The organism is Clostridium drakei (assembly GCF_000633595.2).
Taxonomy (GTDB): Bacteria; Bacillota; Clostridia; order Clostridiales; family Clostridiaceae; genus Clostridium_AM; species Clostridium_AM drakei.
In genome coordinates this window covers 121,769-144,280 of record NZ_JIBU02000005.1, presented here as the reverse complement: position 1 = coordinate 144,280, position 22,512 = coordinate 121,769, and the positions used below count along the sequence as shown (strand labels likewise).

The window sequence follows — 22,512 nt, the reverse complement described above, 5'->3', positions numbered from 1 at the left end:
TTAATTTATTATTTATTCAAAACAGGTATTTCTATAGGATATGAAATAGGTGTCATTTCTTCTAGTCCATTCCATATAAATCCTTTAACTGTATAATTTCCTTTATTGGGTAATTTTAATAAAACTCTTAATTTAACAATACTTGAAGCATTTATATTTTGCTGTGATGCACCATAGCTTACAAGTGCTCCATTATTGTCATATATGCCAACTATGAGAGCAACATTTTTAGCTTCACTGCTTTTATTTGCAGCCTGTATAGTTATTTGAGCATCATTTCCCAAATTAAATTGTTTTTCTTGTGTCAAATTGCTAATTTCTATTGTTTTATCAATACCAGTATCATCCTTAGCTGATACTGTTACATTTATACTTGCAGTATCTGCTGTAGTGTTATCTGCTGTATTGGTTACTGTAAATATTAAAGCAACTGTGGTATCTTTATCTGGTGGTGTTATTTTTCCATCTAATCCTATAACCTCAGGTTTGTCTGATGATTTAATAACTATTTTATAACCAGATGGCACTATTGGTAAAATTAAATTTGTTACATTTTTTAATGGTGCTGTTACACTGGTTATTCCTGCTGCAACTGATGCAGCTGTAACATCTGGAATAGGATTATCCAAAGCTTTTTTTGCTGCATCAAGCTTTGCCTTAGTATTATCTTTAATAGAAGCTTTTTTAGCATTAGTAAGTGCATCATATAGTTTTTGAGCATCCTCAACCTCTTTCTTATTAGCAGAAGTTATACTGTCTGGCAGTGCTTCTATAGCATTATTTACTAATACTGTAGAATCCTTAACATCTGTACAATCAAAAATTGAATTTCTACCTTCATAAGATCTTACTAAAGAATCTATTCCACGACATATCTGTGCTGGCTCATAGATTGTAGAATCATACTGAGTAGTTCCATTTTTAATGTCAAACTTCTCTAATGCTGCATCTATCATTGTATTACCATTTTTTATATATTTACTGTCAAATATTTTTTCCTTTGCCATTCCAATGGTCATATAAACTTGGGCATTTGTCCATGGATTATTGTAATCACCATTATATCCACCATAAAATGAACCTTTATAGGTCTGTGAATTTGAACATCTATTGAATACATAATCCATAGCCTGTTTTACATCATCATAACCATTAACTCCATAATAAGTTGCTATTGGTTGAAATGTCATAAGCCACATATCACCAACATCATTTCCCACTGCAATAGAATCCTCATCATCCTTATTTCCTAATAAATCTTGAGCCCATTTATGAATTAATGCTTGTTTATCAATACGTTTTCCATTATCAGGTATTGTATAATTATAAGAATTTAAAGCAAGTAAAGCATATTGTGTAGAAAAAGTTTGATGTGAAATGGATAAATAATTTTGGTTTGAAATAATATCAATTAAATTGTAAGCTTCTATATCCCTTGGATCATATCCTATAGCAGTAATTGCTAAAACTAATTTGTCCCATTCTGTCATTTTTACATCCTGTGGAGTTATTCCTTCAGCCTTCATTTTTTGCAAACCAGTTTGTACACTTTTAAACCAGTCATCGTAAAAGCCATCTCTCACAGTATATCCAGAACGAGCAGACGAAAATATTTCCCATACATAATCATTTAATTCTACAGTCCCCTCTTCGCCTCCATCTTTTCCATCTTTACTTGTTTTATTTCCACTCCATGTAAATTTAGGTACAGCTCCTTGTCCAACACCTAATTTTTTATAAAGTATATCTTCTGCTTTTTTTGCATTCTCTATCTGTTCTTTTTGCTTGTCTTCTGTAGGAACTGCTGTACCATTATCTAATAACTTTGCATTTGAAGGCAATAACTTGCCAATAACAAATTCATAATCGTTATTCGGATCATAAGTAATTTTGACTTTACTACTATCAATATTAACCGGTACATTTCCAATAGTTGGTGCTGAAAATGCCACATTTCCATCATAAGCAGCAGTAACATTATATTTACTTATTAAATCTGCATATTTAGAATCTTGTGGAACTAATTTTATATCCTTAATTTTAGTTTTCAAATTTTCTCCAACTGATACATTAGTATCATAAGTTTTATCTTCAGCTGTTATCTTTACATCTACATTAACTTTTGTTGCTGATTTTTTTGTGTTTTCTGGATTTAAATATGGATATCCTTCATTTGAAGAGTCAATTTTCCAGATTTTATCAAAATCAAAACCTAGTGTTGTGTATGTATTTTTATTTTTCATATCCTCTGTAGTATATCCTTGAGCATTTCCGGAAAAATCTACTGAAAAATCGCCAAATAAATCTTTATCATATATGCAAGCTTTCGCACCTGCATCTAAATTTGTATCATTCCATACAATTGGTTGCCAAAATGCATTTTCAATATTATCTTTGACACCAATGCCTTCAAATTTGCCATAAAAATAACAATTATTCAACTGCCTCCCAGATTCTGCACAAATTCCTCCACAGATTCCTGCATTATCTACATCTTCTGATTTATTATAAATAATTATATTACTATAACAATCTCTTATACATCCTTTTACTAAGTTATTTCCACTTCCAGTACAATTTTCGGCAACTATTCCTCCTTCATAAATAAGATTGCTAATATTTGTGATGCTTCCTGTTGAAGAACAACAAATAATTGTTCCTCCAGCTTTATTGGCAATTAGCCCATAAGATTCATTTTTACCATTATAAATTTCTACCTTGGCATCAATTCTAACATTTGATATTACACCATCTTTACTAACAACTGAAAACAAACCAGACTTAGCATCACTATAACCACTTATAGTATGAAAATTTCCATTAAAATTTCCACCAAATGCATTATCTGTTGTAAAAGAATTTAAAATTTTAGCTTCACTTATATCAATATCTTTAGTTAATTCAACATTTTTGCCTGAATAATCTATACCCTTGTCAATATCATTACGTAATGTATTCAAATCATCTACAGTAGCCACTATGTAATTTCCTAAACTATCAGTCTTCAAAGATGGACTTAATTCTCCATCCGCTCTAGCCAAGTAGGGTGTAAATATAGTTATAATAAATACTAATATCATTTCTATACTTAATGCTTTAAAAAATTTTTTCATTTATATCCCCCTTACACAATTCAAAATAATGGCCTAGTTTATAATAACCAGACCATTATCTAAATTTACAAAACCCATTTCTCTAGTATTTAAAACTTAAGTATGAATTTTATATTTTTCAGCCAATATCATCGATATAGATTTAAAACTAATAATTTAAATCATTAAAATTATTTTAAAACCCCGCTAGCATCATAATCATCATCCACAGCAGCTTGTTGAATTGTCAAATTTTTTAAATCATTTAATGCATTAGTGTAAGAAGAGTCTGTTTTATCACTATGGTTTGCCATTGCTTTTATTAAAGTTGTCTTGTCTGCTCTTGTAAAAAATGGGCCAGTTGAAGAGGTATTCCAATTATAGTATCCATTTGTAACTGTTCCATCCGGCATCCATCCAGCATTTCCCAAATCGCATCCGCAAGCCATTGAAAATTCCCAACGTATTACAGCTCCATTTGGCAAGCTTGATATTGGTGTAGCTGCAGTATAATAATTATAGCTTGAATCATGATCTGTATTATTCACTGTAAACATCCAACCTGAAATTCCATTGTATTCTTTTTCTCTTAACCAATTTGGATCAGAAACAATTTTTTGATTATATGCTGTAGTTGTATCAGTAACAATTGCTGGTAATTGTTTTGCATATTTATATTTAGCATAATTAAAACTAGCAGTATCCTTAAAAGCTTTTATATAAGAACCTGAGGTATTTCCATCAATATTATCAGAGCTAACCGCATTTTTTGTAGCATCATAAATTGTTTTTGAATCATCAAGAATAACTGCTTTTGGTTGTAAAATAGGTGCTTGACCCATTACATTCTTTTCAACATCCACATAAACAGTTTTGTCAGCTGCTTGTACACTATTAAAAGTGGATGTAGCTGTTACAGCTCCTAAAGTTAATGCTGTCACACACAAAGTAGCAAATAATTTGTTTTTTAGTGTTTTAATCATTTTTTACACGCTCCCTTTAATTTTATTTTTTTCTTGGAGATTTGTTTTTTGTGTACACATATTATTTATTCAGCTATATAACTGTTATATTTTTATACTTGCCTTTATATAGGAAATTAGGTAAGAAGACATATTATTTGAGGGTATTTTTAATATAAAGGCAAGCTTGCTGACTTATCTTAATATTTATGTTAAATTCACCTTTAGTTAACATAAAAAAGACCTTCTTTCGAAGGTCTTAATATACGACACGAATATAGCTTTAGCTTAAAAAACTAAAATCACAACATCGCTCGATACTTATCTCTCCCTCCGAGAGCACTATATCCATAGAAACAGGTAGGTCTACTGACTTAGAATCATCTTACTTATCACACCTTCCCAAAGACTCATGCCTTCAGTGGTATATTGTGACTTTCATCATCCTTACAGAAGCGGGGGCTGCAGTGGCTTTTCACCACTTTCCCTATTAATTCCCATCGGGGAAGCCTGTACCAAATACTATTAAATTTGTAATTATCTACACCTTTACATTACATCATTTTCCCTTATTTGTCAACAAATTATCAAATTTTAATTAAATTATTGTGAACTATGTTATTATGACAATTTAAATTGCTACATCCAGTCATCAGAATAACCATCATGTATTCCATCAGCAAGATATTTCCAAACTATGATATCTCCTTTATGATATATCCACTGTCCACTTCCTACATTAGGCTTTTGAAACTTATTTTCTCCTTTCTTTCTTACATAGTAACACCATCCAGACAACTTTCCTGCTTTTTTTTCTTCAAGTCCGTTTATTGCAGCAAAATATATAGTAGATACTGAACCTGTAGCTTTATAGCTTATTTTAGCTTCATCTAAAAGTCTTTCAGTTATATAACCTACAGTCTCACCATCCATATTATCAACATTCTTCTTTAAAAACACATTGTTTCCATTAACTGTGTCAATAAACTGAAATGAATATTGTTCATCTGGATCATCTGGCTTTACTTTTATATTTTCACTAACAACTGAATTAGCCTTTGAATTTTCCTGTGTATTACTTGTTTTTGAACTTCCTTCACCAGATATATCAGCTGTGGCTGTACTGCTTGTTTTTGTATTGCTATTTTCTTTATTCTTAGCAGCTTCTGTTTTAGTGGAGCTATCTTCTGCTTTCTTATTTTCTTTTTTTACTTCTATGCTTTTTTTATCTTCACTTTTCCCAATATCACTCTGTTTTTTTTGAGAAGTTGATTGTTCATTGGTAACATTATTAGCATACATTTTTTGTACTCTAATAGCTAAAATGAACAAAATAAAACAGATAACAAAAGCTGATGCTGCTATTACATATTTTTTTTTATTTTTATCCATATTTCAACTCCCATCTAATTCTTTGTAAATTTATCCGATCGCTACCATTGCTAATACCCCCATATTCTTCAAATGGGGGATAAGCACTGCTACGCGCCTGGATAAGTTCTTCTAAGACTCACTTGATCAGCTTCACTTGATATAGCTTATATCAAGCTTCATCTTATAGCGCTTCAGCACTGGTAAAAAACTGTCATAAAAAATTATGGAAAATATAAAGGAACCTCCTCCATGTAAAATATCAAATGTAAAGCCTGCTATATATGCTCCTATAATACTTTTAATACTTATTGGCTTTATAAAGGCAGATACATACCATATATTCATAATCCAATCAAACATAAAACCAAATACAAAACATACTATGGAAAATGTTACAGCAGAAACTCCTTTTCCTCTTTTCCCCCATATTCCTGATAGTATTCCCACAAGTCCCCAAGAAAACATCTGCCAGGGTGTCCAAGACCCTTGACCAAAAAATATATTGGATAAAAAAGCTGTAGTACTCCCAATTAAAAAGCCTTCATAAGGACCAAATACAAAACCAGAAAGTGCTACAAGGAAAGTTACAGGTTTTACATTTGGAATAGGTGCAAAAGCCATTCTAGAAACTGCTGCAAAGGCACTTAAAGTTGCTATTATAGCTATTTCCTTTGTACCTGAGTTAGATTTTTCAAAATAAAAATAACTCATAAAAAGTATAAAAAATACTCCTAATGTAATAATTAAAGAAATCCCCGTCTGCATATCCTTATTTAATGTTATTAGCATAAGAAATATAACAATAACTGCTGTAAAAGTAATTATAAGCTTTTTCATATTGAGCTTACCTCTCTTTTAAATGCTTTTTTTATTTAAAAATATATAAGCTTCCTTTTCCTTCTTTAAACATTTTGTAAGCTTCAAGTGCTTCAAGTGCCTGATCTGTTCCCATGGTATTATATCCAGTTTCCTTTGTATGATAGAAGCCACCACCTTCTACCTGACATTGAAGTAATCCATCTAATGCATTTTTACCATTTTTAGTAAACTTATCTCCTGTAGGATCTATTCCATTAGCACAAAGAGCTATAATAACCTGAGAACAACTTTCACTATTTACTGTTCCCCAAGAAGAAAAACCGCCATCTGCATTTTGTATAGCAGAAAGCCTATTTACTGCTTGATCTATAGCAATTTTCACATCACTTCTATCCTTATAAGGTGCTAAAGCTATAAGTCCCATTCCAGTCATATCTGGATCTGCAGTATCTCCACCATAGGACCATCCTTTATCTTCAGTTCTACCATTCAATATTTCATTTATAAGCTTCTCTCTTGTCCAAACAGCATTTTCAGGTACATTAAACTTTCCTGAATCTAAAGCTATAAGTGCAAAAATATAAGCATTTATACCTTGATTTTGCATATCATCATTGTTATATATTTTTTCTATTAAATTATATCCATTAAAATTAGTAGGATCTTTTCCTATAGCCATTAAAGCTAAGGTAGTTCTTTCATAGTCTGTAGGTTGACCCATAATACCATTACAAGCTTTTAAATTACTTTCCAGATTGCTTAAATACTTTGCAGGAACTTCCTGTCCATATCTTGATAATATTAATGCTTCCCAATCATTTCCTGAACCCTCTTTAAATTCCTCTAATATCTTATTTATTCCAAGCTTCATTGCAGTATCTACTTTTTTCCCATAAATATCTTCAGCAGCATTTATTACAAAATTACACTTTACATTTTCCTTTAACTGTTTATTTTTTTTAGAACGAAGCTTATCACTTATATTTATTACATAATGTTCTCCTACTTTATATCCTTCTTTAGGGCAATCTACTATTATAGTTTTACTATTTCCTAATCTTATATTTGTAACTAAGACATTTCCTTTGCTATCTACTACAGTTATGTCACTTTTAACTTCATCATTAAAATCTACATCTTGATTAAATTCTAAATTCCATGATTTATGAGCATCTGTAGTTTCTCTATTTAATTCTCTTGCCTTAACAGTACCACTGGTAAAAATCACTGAAGCAATTATTGCTGCTATAAATACGTATTTACTTTTTCCCTTTGACATTTACATCCACTCCTCTTTAATATATTTTAAATTTCTATAAGATTTCATTTTTAAAAACTACTTTTACCCCAATCATCCTCATATCCATCATGTATTCCATCTGCAAGATACTTCCAAACCACTACATCACCTTTATGATATATCCACTGACCACTTCCTACATTAGGTTTATGGAATCTAGAGTCACCATTTTTCTTTACATAATAACACCAACCAGATAATTTTCCTGCTTTCTTTTCTTCAAGACCATCTATGGCAGCAAAATATAGAGTAGATGCAGACCCTGTAGCTTTAAATTTTATTTTAGCATCATCTAAAATTCTTTCTGTTATATATCCTACTGTTTCACCATCCATACTGCTTATGTCTTTCTGTAAAATCATTTTATTTCCATTTACTGTATCAATTATCTGTAAAGTCATTTGGCTATCAGGGTCATCTTGTTTAACCTTGACATTTGCACTAGATGATGCTTTCACTTCTGGATTTGTTTGTGAAGTACTTGTACTACTTGAGCTAGAATTAGAAACTTCTCCTTTGGTTTTACTTTCATCTACTTTTGCAGCTGTTTGAGCTGATGCATCAGTATTACTTTTTACATCTTGTGCTTTAGCATTATCTTTTACAGTTTTATCTGCCTTAGCTTTAGTTTTATCAGCTTTACTTTCAACCTTATGAGCAGCTTCTTGTTTATTTGTAAGAGTTTCTGCATACATTCTCTGTACTTTAATTCCAAATACAAACATAACAAAAAATATAATAAAAGCTACTGAAGCTATTAAATATTTCTTTTTATTTTTGTCCATAACTAACTCCTCCCAATTTTTTATTATCCTTGATATAGCTTACATCTAGTTTTCTTTTATACCTCTGTAGTACTGGAAGAAAGCTATCATAAAAAATTATCGAAAATATAAAAGAGCCTCCTCCATGTAAAACATCAAATGTCAAACCAGACATATATCCTCCTAAAAAAGTCCACATATTTAACGGTCTTACAAACCCTACCACATATTGTATATCCATAATCCAATCAAACATGACACCAAGAAAGAAACAGGCTATTGAGAATTTCATGGCTGATACCTTTTTGTTTCTTTTTCCCCAAAAACCTCCTATGATTCCTACTACTCCCCAAGAAAACATTTGCCAAGGTGTCCAAGGACCTTGACCAAAAAACATATTAGATAAAAAAGCTGTAGTACTTCCTACTAAAAAACCTTCATAAGGACCAAACACAAAACCAGTTAATGCTACAAGAAAGGTTACAGGTTTTACATTTGGAATAGGTGCAAAGGCCATTCTAGAAACTGATGCAAAAGCACTTAAGGTAGCAATAACAGCAATTTCTTTTGTACCTGCATTAGATTTTTCAAAATAGAAATAACTCATAAATAATATTAAAAACACACTTAATGTACAAATTATAGATACCCCAGCTTCAAAGGAACTTTTAACTGTCAGTGCCATTATAATGAAAATAACAACAGCAGTAAGAAAAATTATAAGCTTTCTCATAAGCTGCACCTTCTTAAGGCTTCTTCTAAAGTAAATATGTTTTTATCCTTATCCCTTACCAGCTTATTAATGGATGTAGTATAAAATATACCCTGTCCTAAAATATCTTTTCTTGTTCCTCTTGCTATAATTCTGCCATTAAACATGATCACATATCCTGTACAAAATTTACTAGCAAAGTCTGTATCATGAGTTACAAGTATAATTGCTGTTCCCTGATCATTAAGCTTTTTTAATATATTTCCTAACCTGTCTTTAAGATCACTTTCGAGTCCTCTTGTAGGTTCATCCAGTAATATTATTTCTGGTTTTAATACCAAAATAGATGCTATGGCAACTCTCTGTCTTTGTCCACCACTTAAATCTCTTGGATTTTTATCTTTAATATCATATATCTCCAAATCTTTCAAAACTTTTTCTATTACGGTATCATCATACACACCATAGTTATCCATAGTAAATCTAACTTCATCATATACACTGTCTTTTGACAAATAATCATTAGGATTTTGAGAAACATATCCTATATGTTTAGCTATTTTTCTTATCTCCATATCTTTTACATTTTCATCATGAAGCTTTATAGTACCTTTATAATCCTTAATACCCATAATGGTTTTTAAAAGAGTACTTTTCCCAGCACCATTGGCCCCCATTATACTTATAAAATCACCTTTATTTACACTAAAACTTACATCTTTTAAAACTTCTTTAGAATAATATTTACAGCTCATTTTCTTTACTTTAAGTAAATTTTCAGCATTCTCTTCTTTAAATATGCTTTCTTCTTTTTTAAATTTTATATCACTATTTAAAAATTGTATTCTAGCCTCCTTAAAACTTTTGGGCATAAGTTTAAAATTTGTCCTTTTCAAAAATTTTAAATAATCTGGCATAAAAATAAATTGTTCTTCACTGCAGTTATTATAAAAATTTTCTTTATTTCCAAATAACTTTAACCTTCCTTTATCCATAATAGCTATGGAGTCTGCCGCATCAAACCATCTGTTTACTCTGTGTTCAATAACTATTATAGTTATCCCTAATTCTTCATTTATTTTTTTTATTAAATTCATAACCTCTTCTGCTGCCGAAGGGTCCAGTTGAGAAGTAGGTTCATCTAAAATTATGCACTTAGGCATATATACAAGAGCAGACGCAACTGCTACCTTTTGCTTTTCTCCTCCTGACAATGATGTTACATCTCTTTCAGCAAGATGGAGTATTCCTAAAAATTGCAGTGCTTCATAAACCATTCTTTTTATAACCTTTTCATCAGCTCCAACATTCTCCAATCCAAAAGCTACTTCTCTATGTACCTTATTCATCATAAGCTGCTTTTCTGGATCTTGAAAAACCATGGTTACTTCTTTTGCCCTTTCTTTATGCTTCATTTCCTGTAAAAACTTTCCTCCTATTTTTATTTCACCGCCTATAGTTCCCCCATAAAAATTAGGAACAGTCCCCACTATAGCCCTTGCAAGAGTAGATTTGCCTGAACCAGATTTTCCAGCTATGAGAAGAATGGAATTTTTCTCTAAGGATAAATTTATATTTGCAAGTGATTTCTTTTTTTCCATAGGATACGTAAATTCTAAATTGTTAATTTCTATAAAAGCCATCTTTTTTCTCCTCACAATTAAAGATTACAAGTAAAGTAATACATACAACAAATGCAAAAATCCCAGCTATACCAATGTTTATAAAGTTTATGATGGTTACTCCGTCGTATATATTAAACTTTACCCAATTTTTAAATTCTGCTATTCCATAAAATACAATAAGAGCAATACTTAATACTATTATTTTGTAATCTCTAATGTAAAATTTCTGTCTTTCATAAACACTCCTATTTCCACTTAAAAATCCTCTTACATAAGCGGCTTCTCCTATTGCAAAGGAACCTTCCATAGAATCCTCCAATAGTATTGAAAGTACAGGAATATAACTGGCAGTCTTTTCTTTAGATTTTTTCTTGTTAAATCTTACTCCTCTAATTTCATAGATCTCCTTTAAATTTTTAAACCTATCTCTCATACTTGGTATAAGTTTAAAGCTTATCATAAGCATGAGTGTTGACTTTGGCATTACTGAAGAAAAGTATGATACTGCTCTATCGGTGTCAATCATGCTTTCAAATATCAGAAAAATATATATAACAGCTAAAAACTTAAAAGAGAAAACTACAGCATATACTACTGCCTCTAAAGTAAATCTTTTATGAAACAGATAAAAAAGTGTAATACTTCCAGAGCTTACAAAAAACATATTAATCACTACTATTAAAACAGCAATTGGTATAAAGTAGTAAAAACCTGTTTTAAACTTCTGTTTTTCTCTAGAACAAATTATCATGGATACAATAAAAACATAAACAGATGCCAATATTACAGGATTGTCATTAGAAAATATCATAATTATCATGGATATAAAAATAAGAGTAGCTGTCAGTACATGATATACTTTAAAATCTTTATAGTATTTAATTTCATCTTTCATATCTTTTTTCTTAACTAAAACTGTACTTTCACTTTTCAACATTTTCCTTTTTCACTTCCTTATCAAGCGGTTCTTATACTTCTCATCTAAGTAGAATGTGAGTATTATAGGTGACAGCCATTAGATAAAATACTTCAGAGAATGACTAATAAAATAGACATTCTCTAAAATTCACTTTAAATTTTTTCTATTTAACATGTATTTCTATGACATCTGAAAGTGGATTCATAGCCTCTAAAGTATCCCATACAAAGCCTTTTAATGTGTATACTCCTTGTGATGGAAGCTTTAACATACTAGTTAAAATAGATGAATCTCCCTTTTTAATAGTCTGGTTTCCACATACATAATCAACAAATTCACCATTTTGGTCATATAATGCTAATACTAATGATGCATCTTGATCCTTATTAGTATTATTCTCAATCTTTATAGATATTTTAGCATCATCACCTAAACTAAATTCTGATTTTGTTGTCATATTGGTTATTTTCATAGTTTTACTATCTGAATCTTTGATGGTAAAACCTGAATATATAGATCCTTTTCCTAATTTAAAAAGCTTGTATGCTGCTAGTGCCTCTAATCCTTGTTCTGTGCCCATAGCATTTATATTATTATCTGCATGTCCAAATCCTTTGTTGTCACCTGTTGCAAAAGTCAAAAGTGCATCCATTGGATTTTTCCCATTTTTCGTAAATCTATCATCCGTAGTAGGATCTATTCCATTAGCACAAAGACCTATTATAACCTGAGAACAACTTTCACTATTTTTTGTTTTATAAGATGCAAACCCTCCATCATTAGCATCTTGAATTTGTGACAATCTGTTTATTGCAATATCTATGGCTGATTTTACATCTGTATTTGTACTATAATATGGAGCTAATGCTGAAATAGCCATAGCAGTCATATCTGGATCTGCTGAACCACCACCATATGACCATCCATCATCTTCTTGATAACTCAAAATTTTGTTAATTAGTTTTTCTTTAGTCCATACTGCATTGTTAGGTATATTAAAGTTTCCCGCTTGCAAAGCTATAAGTCCAAATACATAAGCATTTATTCCCTGATCAGACATATTATTGTTGTTATATATTTTTTCTATAAGGTTCTGACCTGCAATATTAGTAGGATCTCCTCCACATGCTAATACTGCTAAAGTAAGTCTTTCATATTCAGTAGGATTTCCTAAATCTAATACCCCATTTTTTGTAGCAGCTTTTACTCTTTGTTCTAATTTTGAAAGATATCCTTCTGGGACATTTTTTCCTACCTTATTCAATCCTAATGCTAACCAATCATCACAATTATCAAGTATCACAGTTGAACTTATTCCATCTATAAGACTATTCATAGATTTTTTATAGTCTTTTGTATCTACTTTGGTAACTGTTACACTACAAGTTGCTGTTTTCTCCACATCTTCTGTAGTTGCTGTTATTATTGCATTTCCTTCTTTTACTGCTGTTACTTTCCCATTTGCATCCACTATTGCTATTGTTTCATCACTACTTGACCATTTTACATTTTTATTTGTTGCATTATCTGGGACTATTGTTGCTGTTAACTGTAATACTCCTCCTATTGATACATTTTCATTTGTTTTGTCCAAAGTAACTCCAGTTACAGATACTTTTTCTTGATTTTTTTCATTTATTATCACATTGCAGCTTGCTGTTTTTTGTCCATCTACTGAAGTAACTGTTATTGTTGCTGTTCCTTTCTTTAATGCTGTTACTTTTCCATTCTCATCTACTTTTGCTATTGTTTCATCACTGCTTTTCCAAGTTACATTCTTATTTGTTGCATTATCTGGCTGTACTTCCGCTGTTAACTGTAGTATTTCTCCTTCAGTAAGAGTTGATTCTGTTTTATTTAAGTTTATTGCTACTACTTTATTTTCTGCTGCTTTTACTGTGGTTTTCTTTTCTTTATAGGCGTCATCTTTTTCAACTCTAATAATATGTTCTCCTACTTCATTTATGGTTATTGTAGCGTACCCATCCATATCAGTAGTTGCAACTTCTTTACCATCTACTTTTACTGATACATTATAAACACCTCTAAATACACAAGTAACCCTAAGTTTTATAGGAGTTCCAGAATCAATAGAAGAATATAGTACATTCTCTATTTTTAAAGGCATTGTTTTAGTTCCTGGTGGTACTAAAGAATGCCAATCCCATTTGTGATAATCAAAATTTAAGATATCACCTGCTTTAGGATATACTCCAGTTGCCCCTACAGGTGTAAGACTTCCATTTAAATATATAAACCAATCAACACCATAATACCCAGCTTTTCTATCTTCAATAGACATATCCTTTAGAAACACATTTAACAATCCATCTATGCCATTTATAAAGCCTGGCCCTTGTAATTCAGTAACCTTAGTTACACTTTTTAAGTAATCCATAGAATTTTCATTTTTCTTATCTTTATCAATAGTCATAGTAAAAGTCTTTATTATACTAGCTCCATTGTCTTTAGTAATCAACATGGTAAAAGTATTATCTGTTGGTAAAACCTGTTTCTTGGTAACATCTACAATGCAAGTTGATGTTTTTTCACCATCTTCTGTAGCTACCGTTATAGTTGCTGTTCCTTCTTTTATTGCTGTTACTTTCCCAGTTGTGTCCACTGTTGCCATTGTTTCATCACTACTTGACCATTTTAAATTTTTATTTGTTGCATTATCTGGAGCTATTGTTGCTGTTAACTGTACTGTATCTCCCTCAGCAAGAGTTGACTTTGTTTTATCTAAACTTACCTCTGTTACTGCTATATTTATATTATTACCACTTTCATCTGCAAAAACATTTCCTACATTTATGCCTAATATACTTACTAACATAATAAAAGTCATGAATATAGAAATAATTTTCCCCTTGATGTTTTTCATATTACATCCCCTCTTAAAAGATATTTAATTTTGATATAACTCATGCTTTAACTATTCACTACATTTATATATACAAATATAGTGAATAGTTTTAAAGAATTATCCATATTAAATTAATTTATTTAACTTCAAATTCACCTATATTAACTATGCTGGTGCTAGAAGATTTTATATATCCATGATATTTTCCTAAAGCAAGTTTTGTAATCACATTTATAGAGCCTGTTGTCTGATTAATATATTTTAAATTTCCTTGCTCATCATACAAAGTTATAGCAATAATATCACTGTTGTTCTTACTATTTCCTTGTAGTTTTATATTGCCTTCTTTTGTTTCTATTATATTTAAGCTAACATCACCAAGTATATTGATAAGATTTGTATCTGTTGTTGGAACTTGTCCTTTAGTTACTGTTACAATACAAAATGTTTCTTTATTACCATCTTCTGTAGTAACTTTTATAGTTGTTGTTCCCTCTTTTAATGATGTTACCTTTCCACTTTCATCTACTGTTGCTACTGCTGCATCACTACTTATCCAAGCTACATTTTTATTTGTAGCATTGTTTGGTTGTATTGTTGTATTTAGCTGTAATACTTCTCCTACTTTTAGATTTGCATTTGTCTCATTCAAGCTAATTCCTGTTACTGGGATTAATTCTATAGGTACATCTTTGCCAGTAACATTTACAGTCCTAGTTTTTGACCCTCCATTTTTTTCTACTGTTATTGTATGTGTTCCTGAACCATTAATAGTTATTGTAGCGTATCCATCTATATCAGTCGTTGTCACCTGTTTACCATCTACTTTTACTGATGCATCATAAACTCCTCTAAATACACAAGTAACTCTAAGCTTTATAGAATCTTCTGATTTAATAGAAGCTGGTATATTTTCTAAAGTTAAAGGCATTGTTATAGTTCCTGGTGGAACTAACGCACGCCAATCCCACTTGTGATAATCAAATTTTAAGGTGTCTCCAGCGTTAGGATGCACTCCAGTTGCACCTACTGGTGTAAGATTTCCATTTAAATATATAAACCAGTCAATACCATAGTAACCTGCCTTTCTTTCCTCTATAGGCATATCCTTTAGAAACACATTTAATAACCCATCAATACCATTTATAAATCCTGGGCCTTGCAATTCAGTAACTGCAGCTATACTCTTTAAATACTCCATTGCATTTTCATTTTTCTTGTCTTTATCTATTGTCATAGTTTGTTTTTTTAATGTTGTTGTCCCATTATCCCTTGTAACTAGTAAAGTAAAAGTGTCCTTTGAAGGATTCTGCTTGGTTACAGTCATAATACAAGATGCTGTTTTGTTACCATCTAATGTAGTTACCGTTATAGTTGCTATACCTTCTTTCACTGCTGTTACTTTTCCAGATGCATCTACTGATGCTACTGATACATCATTGCTTGACCAGGTTACATTTTTATTTGTTGCATTATCTGGCTGAACTGATGCTGTTAACTGCAATGTCTCTCCTTCAGCAAGACCTGCTTCTGTTTTATCCAAAGTTATTCCTGATACAGAAACCGATTGTTTTTCTTCTATTGGTATAGTTTTTATGTCCTTGTTATCTTTATCTTTACATTCAACCTTAACATCTTTTGCTTTTTTAATACTGCCTACAGTTGATTTATCATCATTAAGCTTTATAGTGACATCTGCATCAGTATCAATTTTTGATATTTCAGCACTATTAGCCTCTATTACAGCTTCTTTTGCAACATTAATGTTTCCAAATTTACCTTGAAGCACTACATTTGGTTTTGAATCAGAATTCACCTTAACTTCAGGAATAGGAGCAGTACTTGAAGCAACTATTTTAACATTGGACTTTACCTCTATGTTATCTGCAAAATTTCCTCTTAACTCTAAAGTACCACAATCATTTTTATCATTGTTTTCAGCAGTAACTTGTCCAAAATATGATTTAGAATCCACTGTATCGAGTACACAACTATTTGATACTTGTGTATTTTTTATTTGAGTTTCATCTTTTCCTTCAATTCTTACATTACTGCTGCTATTAATTTCAATAAAATCTGATTTTACATTACTAAAGTGAATACTATTTACTCCTCCAGATTTTACAACAATCTTACTTGCAGTAACGTTTGTAATATTACTGTTTCCATCTGCACCTGGATCTATTATAAGTTCTTCATCAACATTTACATTTTTGAGCGAAACATTATTTGCAGAAATGATTACATTGCCATTTATCTCACTTTTATTTCCACTAGCATTTCCATCATAATTCTGACCTAATGTATTCAATTCTAAATCATTTATATCTGGATCATCATGTCCATTTGAAGTAACTGTTACTGTTTTACTTTTTGATGCTCCATCCTTTTCTAATGTTACTGTGTGTGTTCCTGCAGCATTTATAGCTATTGTAGCGTATCCATCTATATCAGTAGCTGCTACTTGCTTACCGTCTACTTTTACTGCTACATTATAGACACCTCTATATACACAAGTAGCTCTAAGCTTTATGGATTGTCCTGACTTAATTGAAGATGGAACACTTTCTAAATTTAAAGGCATCGTTGTAGTTCCTGGGGCTACTAAAGCATGCCAATCCCATTCATGATAATCAAAATTTAATGTATCTCCTTCTTTAGGATATACTCCAGTTGCACCTACTGGCGTAAGTTTTCCATTTAAATATATAAACCAATCAATACCATAGTACCCTGCTTTTCTATCTGAAATTGGCAAATCCTTTAAAAATACATTTAAAAGTCCATCTATACCATTTATGAAGCCTGGTCCTTGTAATTCAGTTACCTTAGCCACACTCTTTAAATATTCCATTGCATTTTCATTTGCTTTATCTTTGTTCATGGTCATAGTGAAAGTTTTTATTGTACTAGCACCATTATTTTTAGTAACTGTCATTGTGAAGGTTTTATCTCCTGAGGACCCACCTGAAGAGCCTCCTGATGAACTACCTCCAGATTGCGTTGTTGATTGAGTTGGTGTTGTAGAAACAGTTTTTCCACTAAATAAATCAATTAATCCATTTAATACATTATTTGCTACTACAGCCTCACCACCTAAAGCTATAAGCTGTGTCTTGTTAGACATCTTAGCTTTTATAAATTCTGCAGTCTTAGTCGGCATAGTCTTATAAATGAGAACTAAAGGTGAAGAACTTTGCGCTGCAAGAACTGCTCCTGAAAGTGCATCAGCAAATTCATTTCCAGATACACCATTTCCTTCTGCTATAAATATTTTCTCAAATTTCAATTCATTTTGAAATTCGTTCATTACAGCAAGATTAGTTTCAAATCTATCTTGTCCACTTAATCTTTTAGCATTGGATAAATCATTTTGAATTTTTGTATCTATAACTCCAGTGCCACCAACTATGTAAGTATTTTTTATATTTTTATCTTTTATATAATTTTTTATTCCATCTGTAAGACCATTCTTATCAGAAAGCAGTATAGGCATCCCCTTTTGAGCTGCAATAGGTGCTATGGATAAACTATCTGCATAACCATTTGCTGAAGTAACAACAACACCATTTATTTCCCCTAAACTTTCAGCTATCTTTAAAGAAGTTTCATATCTATCCTTTCCCCATAATCTTTCAATATGATTTATTCCTAAATTTTTTAATTGATTTTCTACGTTTGAAGATAAAGCGCCAGTCCCTCCAATTATGAAAACGTTTTTAGCATTAAGCCTTTTTAACTCATTAACAGTTCCACTATTCAATCCACTTTTATCTGTAAGCAATAATGGAGCATTATATTTTTTAGCAAGTGGTGCTGCACAAAGTGCATCTGCATATCCATAGCCTTGAGCTATGATAGCTGTATCTGTACCATTCTGCCATCCATTTTCACTTATTTTTATAGAAGTTTCAACTCTGTCATTTCCAAAAATTCTACTTTTGCTTATAGCTTCATTAGCATGTACGTTAACAATATTAGATAAAGTAATACTGAACATAAATAGAAGCAGTATTATTTTACTAAATATTTTTTTCATACCGTCCCCCCCTTATTAAGTTTTTTCAAGTATAGTATTAATTTTTAACAAAATATTTAAGTTATTATATTTTTCATAGCCGCCTCCTCTCTATTTATTTACATTATTAACAAATTAAGTAAAAATTGCATAAAAAAATGGACTCCTGAAAGAGCCCACCTGCATTCATGATAAACATTACCTATTACAGATAACGTTCCTTTGTATATATCTTTCCCTCCGAAAGAATCAACAAATATCAGGCAGGTTTCCTGGCTCGGATTCATTTTACTCCCCTGTCTTCCCAGATAAATTATCCAGTGGCATAATAAGGTTTCATCATCCTCACAGTAGCGGTGGGCTGCAGTGGTTCTTCCACTTTCCCTTTTAACTGCATTTTCAATAAATGTCAGCACCTAATACTATTATTTAGTTTTAATATTTTACTTAACATTCCTTTATTTCAGTATATTGCTATAATTGTAAAAAGTCAACACATAGTATTTTACACATTCAATTTTATTATTAAAATGTTATAATTACACTTCTTTCATTTATATCATCATTCGATGGTGCGTAATTAGCATAATTTCCAGCATTATCTCTTTGAGTTCTTATTGATGATGACAATGTACTCTTAACTCTTACTCCAATTCTGTTATTAAAATCTGCTCCATTATTAAATGTAAATATAATGGTATTTCCGCTTACTTTTGCTGAATCAGCTTTCAAATTTTTTCCATTATCGCCTACAAACATAAAATCATTTGTATCTATACCACTGTTTTCATCTAATACTGTATCAAATGTAATATAAACCTTTCCTAAATTCTTCTCCCTTGATGCACTCCAGTAACGTGAAATAGTTTCTGGAGCCGTCTCATAATCATATATTGTATTTTGATCGTTACCTTCCTTATCAGATAAACTAGCTATAGGTGCACCAGTTTCATCAATTGTTTCAGCATCTGATCTTATTCCAAGATATGCTTTTTGTCCTTGAGCTTTTATCAAATCTATTTTAGTTGTGTTTTTACTATTATTACTTTTTCCATTAGCAAAGCTTATCACTGGAACTGCTTTTCTTTCATCATCCGTAGCAGCACACCCATTATTAAATGTAAGTGTTACTTTATCCCCTGAAAAATTTGCAGACGTTGGTGATATCCCTCCTAATGTAAAATCACTAGAAGTTAAATTTTCTATACTTCTGTTAAATTGAATATCTGCCTTTAAATCATCTCCATCATAATAACTCTTAATTGTTTTAGCTTTTACTTGTGCCCCATAGGTATTAATGCATATTCTATCTGAATATGAAGTCCCATTTAATAAATTTCCAGCTTCATCCTTTACATTGAACACTAGTATTTTAATTACATCATTGCTCATACCAGTGTTAATATTACTGTTTTCTGTAGTATTTATTTTAACCTTATAGCTTGAAGGAAATTCTATTGTTACACTTTTGTTATCCCCACCTGGTATTATGCTTGCATTTTGTGGTAATAACTTACTCACTCCTTCTCCATTCATAAATTTATAATTTTCTTTATTAATAATAGTTTTGGAGTCCATAGCTTCGCTAAAATATACAACCACTTCATCTTTTTTTTCAGACTTACTTTGCCTATAATATATTCCTATTACATTTGGTGCTGTATCATCAGTACCTGTTAAGCTACCAGTATATTCTTCCATCATATTTGAAGGATTTTCTGTATCTATAATATGCTTAATTGTAATATTATATTTTGCCCCTGTTAATTTCCAATCATCTTTGGAATCCTGCGGATTTATCTTTTTTAGTTTAATGTCATAAACATCTGTATTTCTTTTAATGTTCTCATTTTGGGAATTATATATTCTATCAATATGATCTGTTATATCTATTCCTTTGCTGTCTTTTAATTCATAATTTGATATGCTTGCAGCATAAGAATAATTAACAATTTTATTAAATTGCACACGAACAGTTTCACCATCAATTGCAGTAACCTTTGTAACAGTTGGTTTTATTTCATTTTTAGGATGTTCAAAGCTTATTCTCTTATCATCATTCAATTTGTTTCCATAAGCATCCTTAATATTGCTGCTTATATAAACTATATTTGAACCAATTTTAATTGTATCATCTGTTATATATTTAAGTTTTATTAGATTTCCTCCACTGGAGATGCTTATGCTAGCTCCATCTATATCAGATACTTTTTTACCATTTATTTCATAGTTTGATTTATCCTTAGCTGTTTTCGCGTCCATTGGTCTGTCAAAGATAATATCCACTTCTCCATTTTCAGCTTCTTTTATAGATTTAATTGATGGAATAGTATTATTACTGTCTATTGAAAAATCCTTACTTTCTTTTTTCACAATAAATCCAGCAGCATCTTTTAACAAATCTTCATCTCCATCTAAAACTTCCAAAGTATGCTTTCCACTTTTAAGGGGTGAATCGAAATAAAACACAATTTTTTCTGACCAATTTTTTTCTCCCATTATCATGGGTTTCTTAATCTTAGTCAAATTTGAATCATTGTTCATTCCGTAACTTCCAATATTCAATCCATCTATTTTAAATTTGTTTTTTACACTATTAACATTCTTCATATTGACTGCTTTCGAAAACTCCACAATTACTTGATTATTTCCTCGTACTGTTACCGATTTCAGTGTAGGAGGTATAATATTAGAAAACATTACCTTCTGCTGAAAACCATCTATATAATTTTTCTTATCTAAGGTCAATATTCCTTTATTCACTGAAATTTTTATATTATCAAGTTGTTTTCTTGGTTTTGCTAAGGTTATTAAAACTGTATTGTTATCAAGTGTTGTTGCCACTGCACTATTTTCATCTATTGCTTTTCCATAATCATCTGCAAATGTCAATTGAGCTCCATCTATCTTATAATTTGTTACATTTTTAGAAGAATCCTTATCAACTTTCGTATTAAAATGAACTTCTATCTGGTTAAGGCTAACTGCTTCTATTGACTGAACTGTAAGCTCCCCTGTTGGAGCTTCACAATCACTTAATGCTTTATTTATATCATTTAATGTTGATTCTGAAATAGTATTTATTCCACCTATAACAGTTAACTCAGTTTTTTTAGCTGCAGAAGTCTTAATATATGCCATAGCATTAGTTGTTGCTGATATTCCTTGTTCATCTATTAATACTAATGGAGATGATGTTCTTCCTGCTAAAGAAGAAGCTACTAATGCATCTGTATATTCATCACCACTTGCATTTGCTACATATAATTTATCCACTTTAATACTATCCTTAAATAATTTTAAAACTTTCAAATTAGTATAAAATCTATTTTGTCCACCATCAATTCTTGTTCCACTAAAAGAATTTAAAGTTTTGTCATCTATAACACTTTTTGTTCCTATTACAGTAATTTTTGATTTATTATTGCTTATAAAATTAAGAACTGACTTCATTAAATTGGATTTATTGTTTCCTAACAGCAATATTTGTCCTTTGGCGGCTGCTATTGGAGCCACTGAAATAGCATCTGAAAAACCTTCTCCACCAACCATCATTACATTACTCGCATCCACTCCAAGTTCAACTAATTTTTGTGCTACAGAAACATTTGTTTCATATCTATTGTCTCCATTTAATTCTATAAGGTTATAGTTCTTCTTTAATTCACTTCTTATAGCTTGTGAAACTGAAGTGTTTCCCCCTACAACATATATGTTTTTAGCTTTTAATGTACTTATAGCATTTGCTGTATATGTATTTAATGTTCCTGCTTCAGTTAAAAGTACAGGTGCATCTAATTTCTTAGCTAATGGTATTACACTTATTGCATCTGCATACCCTTCACCAGAAACTAATATTATATTATCACTAATTTTCCAATTTGTTGTAGCTGCCTTAGCTGCTGTTGCATATTTGTCAGCTTCTCCTATTCTTGTAACCGACCCTGCGGCTGCACTAATTGAAGTGGGTGATAAAGCTGTAATTAAAACTATTAACATAAATACAGCACCTGTTAATACTCTTGTGACTATCCTATTCATTTTTAATATCCCCCTTAATT

Annotated in this window: 12 protein-coding genes and 2 riboswitches; all 12 genes read right to left on the bottom strand. The window is 30.9% G+C overall.

Features of this window, described 5'->3' with window-relative positions; all coding sequences use genetic code 11:
- Positions 1-8 precede the first annotated feature (8 nt).
- The 12 genes from EG57_RS0203505 to EG57_RS0203440 all read right to left on the bottom strand — a co-directional run bounded on the left by EG57_RS0203505 (position 9) and on the right by EG57_RS0203440 (position 22,492).
- Positions 9-3,113 carry a hypothetical protein gene (locus EG57_RS0203505; protein WP_032075890.1) on the bottom strand — a complete coding sequence of 1,035 codons (3,105 nt, stop codon included), beginning with the start codon at positions 3,111-3,113 and terminating at the stop codon, positions 9-11.
- A 170-nt stretch (positions 3,114-3,283) separates the two neighbouring features.
- Positions 3,284-4,075, bottom strand: coding sequence for a hypothetical protein (locus EG57_RS0203500; protein ID WP_032075889.1), 792 nt, complete (start codon positions 4,073-4,075; stop codon positions 3,284-3,286).
- A gap of 321 nt (positions 4,076-4,396) precedes the next feature.
- Positions 4,397-4,583: riboswitch (cobalamin riboswitch) on the bottom strand.
- Positions 4,584-4,693: 110 nt separating this feature from the next.
- Positions 4,694-5,446 (bottom strand): DUF4430 domain-containing protein, encoded by a 753-nt coding sequence (locus tag EG57_RS0203495; RefSeq protein ID WP_032075888.1) that lies wholly within the window; start codon positions 5,444-5,446, stop codon positions 4,694-4,696.
- A gap of 132 nt (positions 5,447-5,578) precedes the next feature.
- Positions 5,579-6,265, bottom strand: a complete 687-nt coding sequence (locus EG57_RS0203490) for an ECF transporter S component (RefSeq protein ID WP_032075887.1) — start codon at positions 6,263-6,265, stop codon at positions 5,579-5,581.
- Between the two features lie 31 nt (positions 6,266-6,296).
- A complete protein-coding gene (locus tag EG57_RS0203485; protein WP_032075886.1) occupies positions 6,297-7,526 on the bottom strand; it encodes a prenyltransferase/squalene oxidase repeat-containing protein in 1,230 nt (409 codons plus the stop codon).
- Between the two features lie 50 nt (positions 7,527-7,576).
- Positions 7,577-8,332, bottom strand: a complete 756-nt coding sequence (locus EG57_RS0203480; RefSeq protein WP_032075885.1) for a DUF4430 domain-containing protein — start codon at positions 8,330-8,332, stop codon at positions 7,577-7,579.
- A complete protein-coding gene (locus tag EG57_RS0203475) occupies positions 8,319-9,044 on the bottom strand; it encodes an ECF transporter S component (RefSeq protein WP_032075884.1) in 726 nt (241 codons plus the stop codon). Before EG57_RS0203475 ends, EG57_RS0203480 begins: the two co-directional genes overlap by 14 nt.
- On the bottom strand, positions 9,041-10,666 hold the full coding sequence (locus EG57_RS0203470; protein WP_032075883.1) for an ABC transporter ATP-binding protein: 1,626 nt from the start codon (positions 10,664-10,666) through the stop codon (positions 9,041-9,043). The genes EG57_RS0203475 and EG57_RS0203470 overlap by 4 nt, the downstream gene beginning before the upstream one ends.
- Positions 10,647-11,585, bottom strand: coding sequence for an energy-coupling factor transporter transmembrane component T (locus tag EG57_RS0203465; RefSeq protein ID WP_052037733.1), 939 nt, complete (start codon positions 11,583-11,585; stop codon positions 10,647-10,649). The genes EG57_RS0203470 and EG57_RS0203465 overlap by 20 nt, the downstream gene beginning before the upstream one ends.
- 145 nt (positions 11,586-11,730) lie before the next feature.
- The gene (locus EG57_RS25345; RefSeq protein WP_052037732.1) at positions 11,731-14,451 is read right to left on the bottom strand and encodes an Ig-like domain-containing protein; all 2,721 of its coding nucleotides are present in this window, start codon (positions 14,449-14,451) and stop codon (positions 11,731-11,733) included.
- Between the two features lie 118 nt (positions 14,452-14,569).
- Entirely contained in the window at positions 14,570-18,472 is a 3,903-nt protein-coding gene (locus EG57_RS0203445) for a cell wall-binding repeat-containing protein (RefSeq protein WP_108849497.1), read from the bottom strand.
- Between the two features lie 224 nt (positions 18,473-18,696).
- Positions 18,697-18,886: riboswitch (cobalamin riboswitch) on the bottom strand.
- 90 nt (positions 18,887-18,976) lie between these two features.
- On the bottom strand, positions 18,977-22,492 hold the full coding sequence (locus tag EG57_RS0203440) for a cell wall-binding repeat-containing protein (RefSeq protein ID WP_032075882.1): 3,516 nt from the start codon (positions 22,490-22,492) through the stop codon (positions 18,977-18,979).
- Positions 22,493-22,512 lie beyond the last annotated feature (20 nt).

What these genes read in the sequence shown, in the direction of transcription:
- EG57_RS0203480 (WP_032075885.1), bottom strand. Translation starts at nt 8,332, where the DNA reads ATGGACAAAAATAAAAAGAAATATTTAATAGCTTCAGTAGCTTTTATT.
- EG57_RS0203470 (WP_032075883.1), bottom strand. Translation starts at nt 10,666, where the DNA reads ATGGCTTTTATAGAAATTAACAATTTAGAATTTACGTATCCTATGGAA.
- EG57_RS0203495 (WP_032075888.1), bottom strand. Translation starts at nt 5,446, where the DNA reads ATGGATAAAAATAAAAAAAAATATGTAATAGCAGCATCAGCTTTTGTT.
- EG57_RS0203445 (WP_108849497.1), bottom strand. Translation starts at nt 18,472, where the DNA reads ATGAAAAAAATATTTAGTAAAATAATACTGCTTCTATTTATGTTCAGT.
- EG57_RS0203500 (WP_032075889.1), bottom strand. Translation starts at nt 4,075, where the DNA reads ATGATTAAAACACTAAAAAACAAATTATTTGCTACTTTGTGTGTGACA.
- EG57_RS0203505 (WP_032075890.1), bottom strand. Translation starts at nt 3,113, where the DNA reads ATGAAAAAATTTTTTAAAGCATTAAGTATAGAAATGATATTAGTATTT.
- EG57_RS0203440 (WP_032075882.1), bottom strand. Translation starts at nt 22,492, where the DNA reads ATGAATAGGATAGTCACAAGAGTATTAACAGGTGCTGTATTTATGTTA.
- EG57_RS0203485 (WP_032075886.1), bottom strand. Translation starts at nt 7,526, where the DNA reads ATGTCAAAGGGAAAAAGTAAATACGTATTTATAGCAGCAATAATTGCT.
- EG57_RS0203465 (WP_052037733.1), bottom strand. Translation starts at nt 11,585, where the DNA reads ATGTTGAAAAGTGAAAGTACAGTTTTAGTTAAGAAAAAAGATATGAAA.
- EG57_RS0203475 (WP_032075884.1), bottom strand. Translation starts at nt 9,044, where the DNA reads ATGAGAAAGCTTATAATTTTTCTTACTGCTGTTGTTATTTTCATTATA.
- EG57_RS25345 (WP_052037732.1), bottom strand. Translation starts at nt 14,451, where the DNA reads ATGAAAAACATCAAGGGGAAAATTATTTCTATATTCATGACTTTTATT.
- EG57_RS0203490 (WP_032075887.1), bottom strand. Translation starts at nt 6,265, where the DNA reads ATGAAAAAGCTTATAATTACTTTTACAGCAGTTATTGTTATATTTCTT.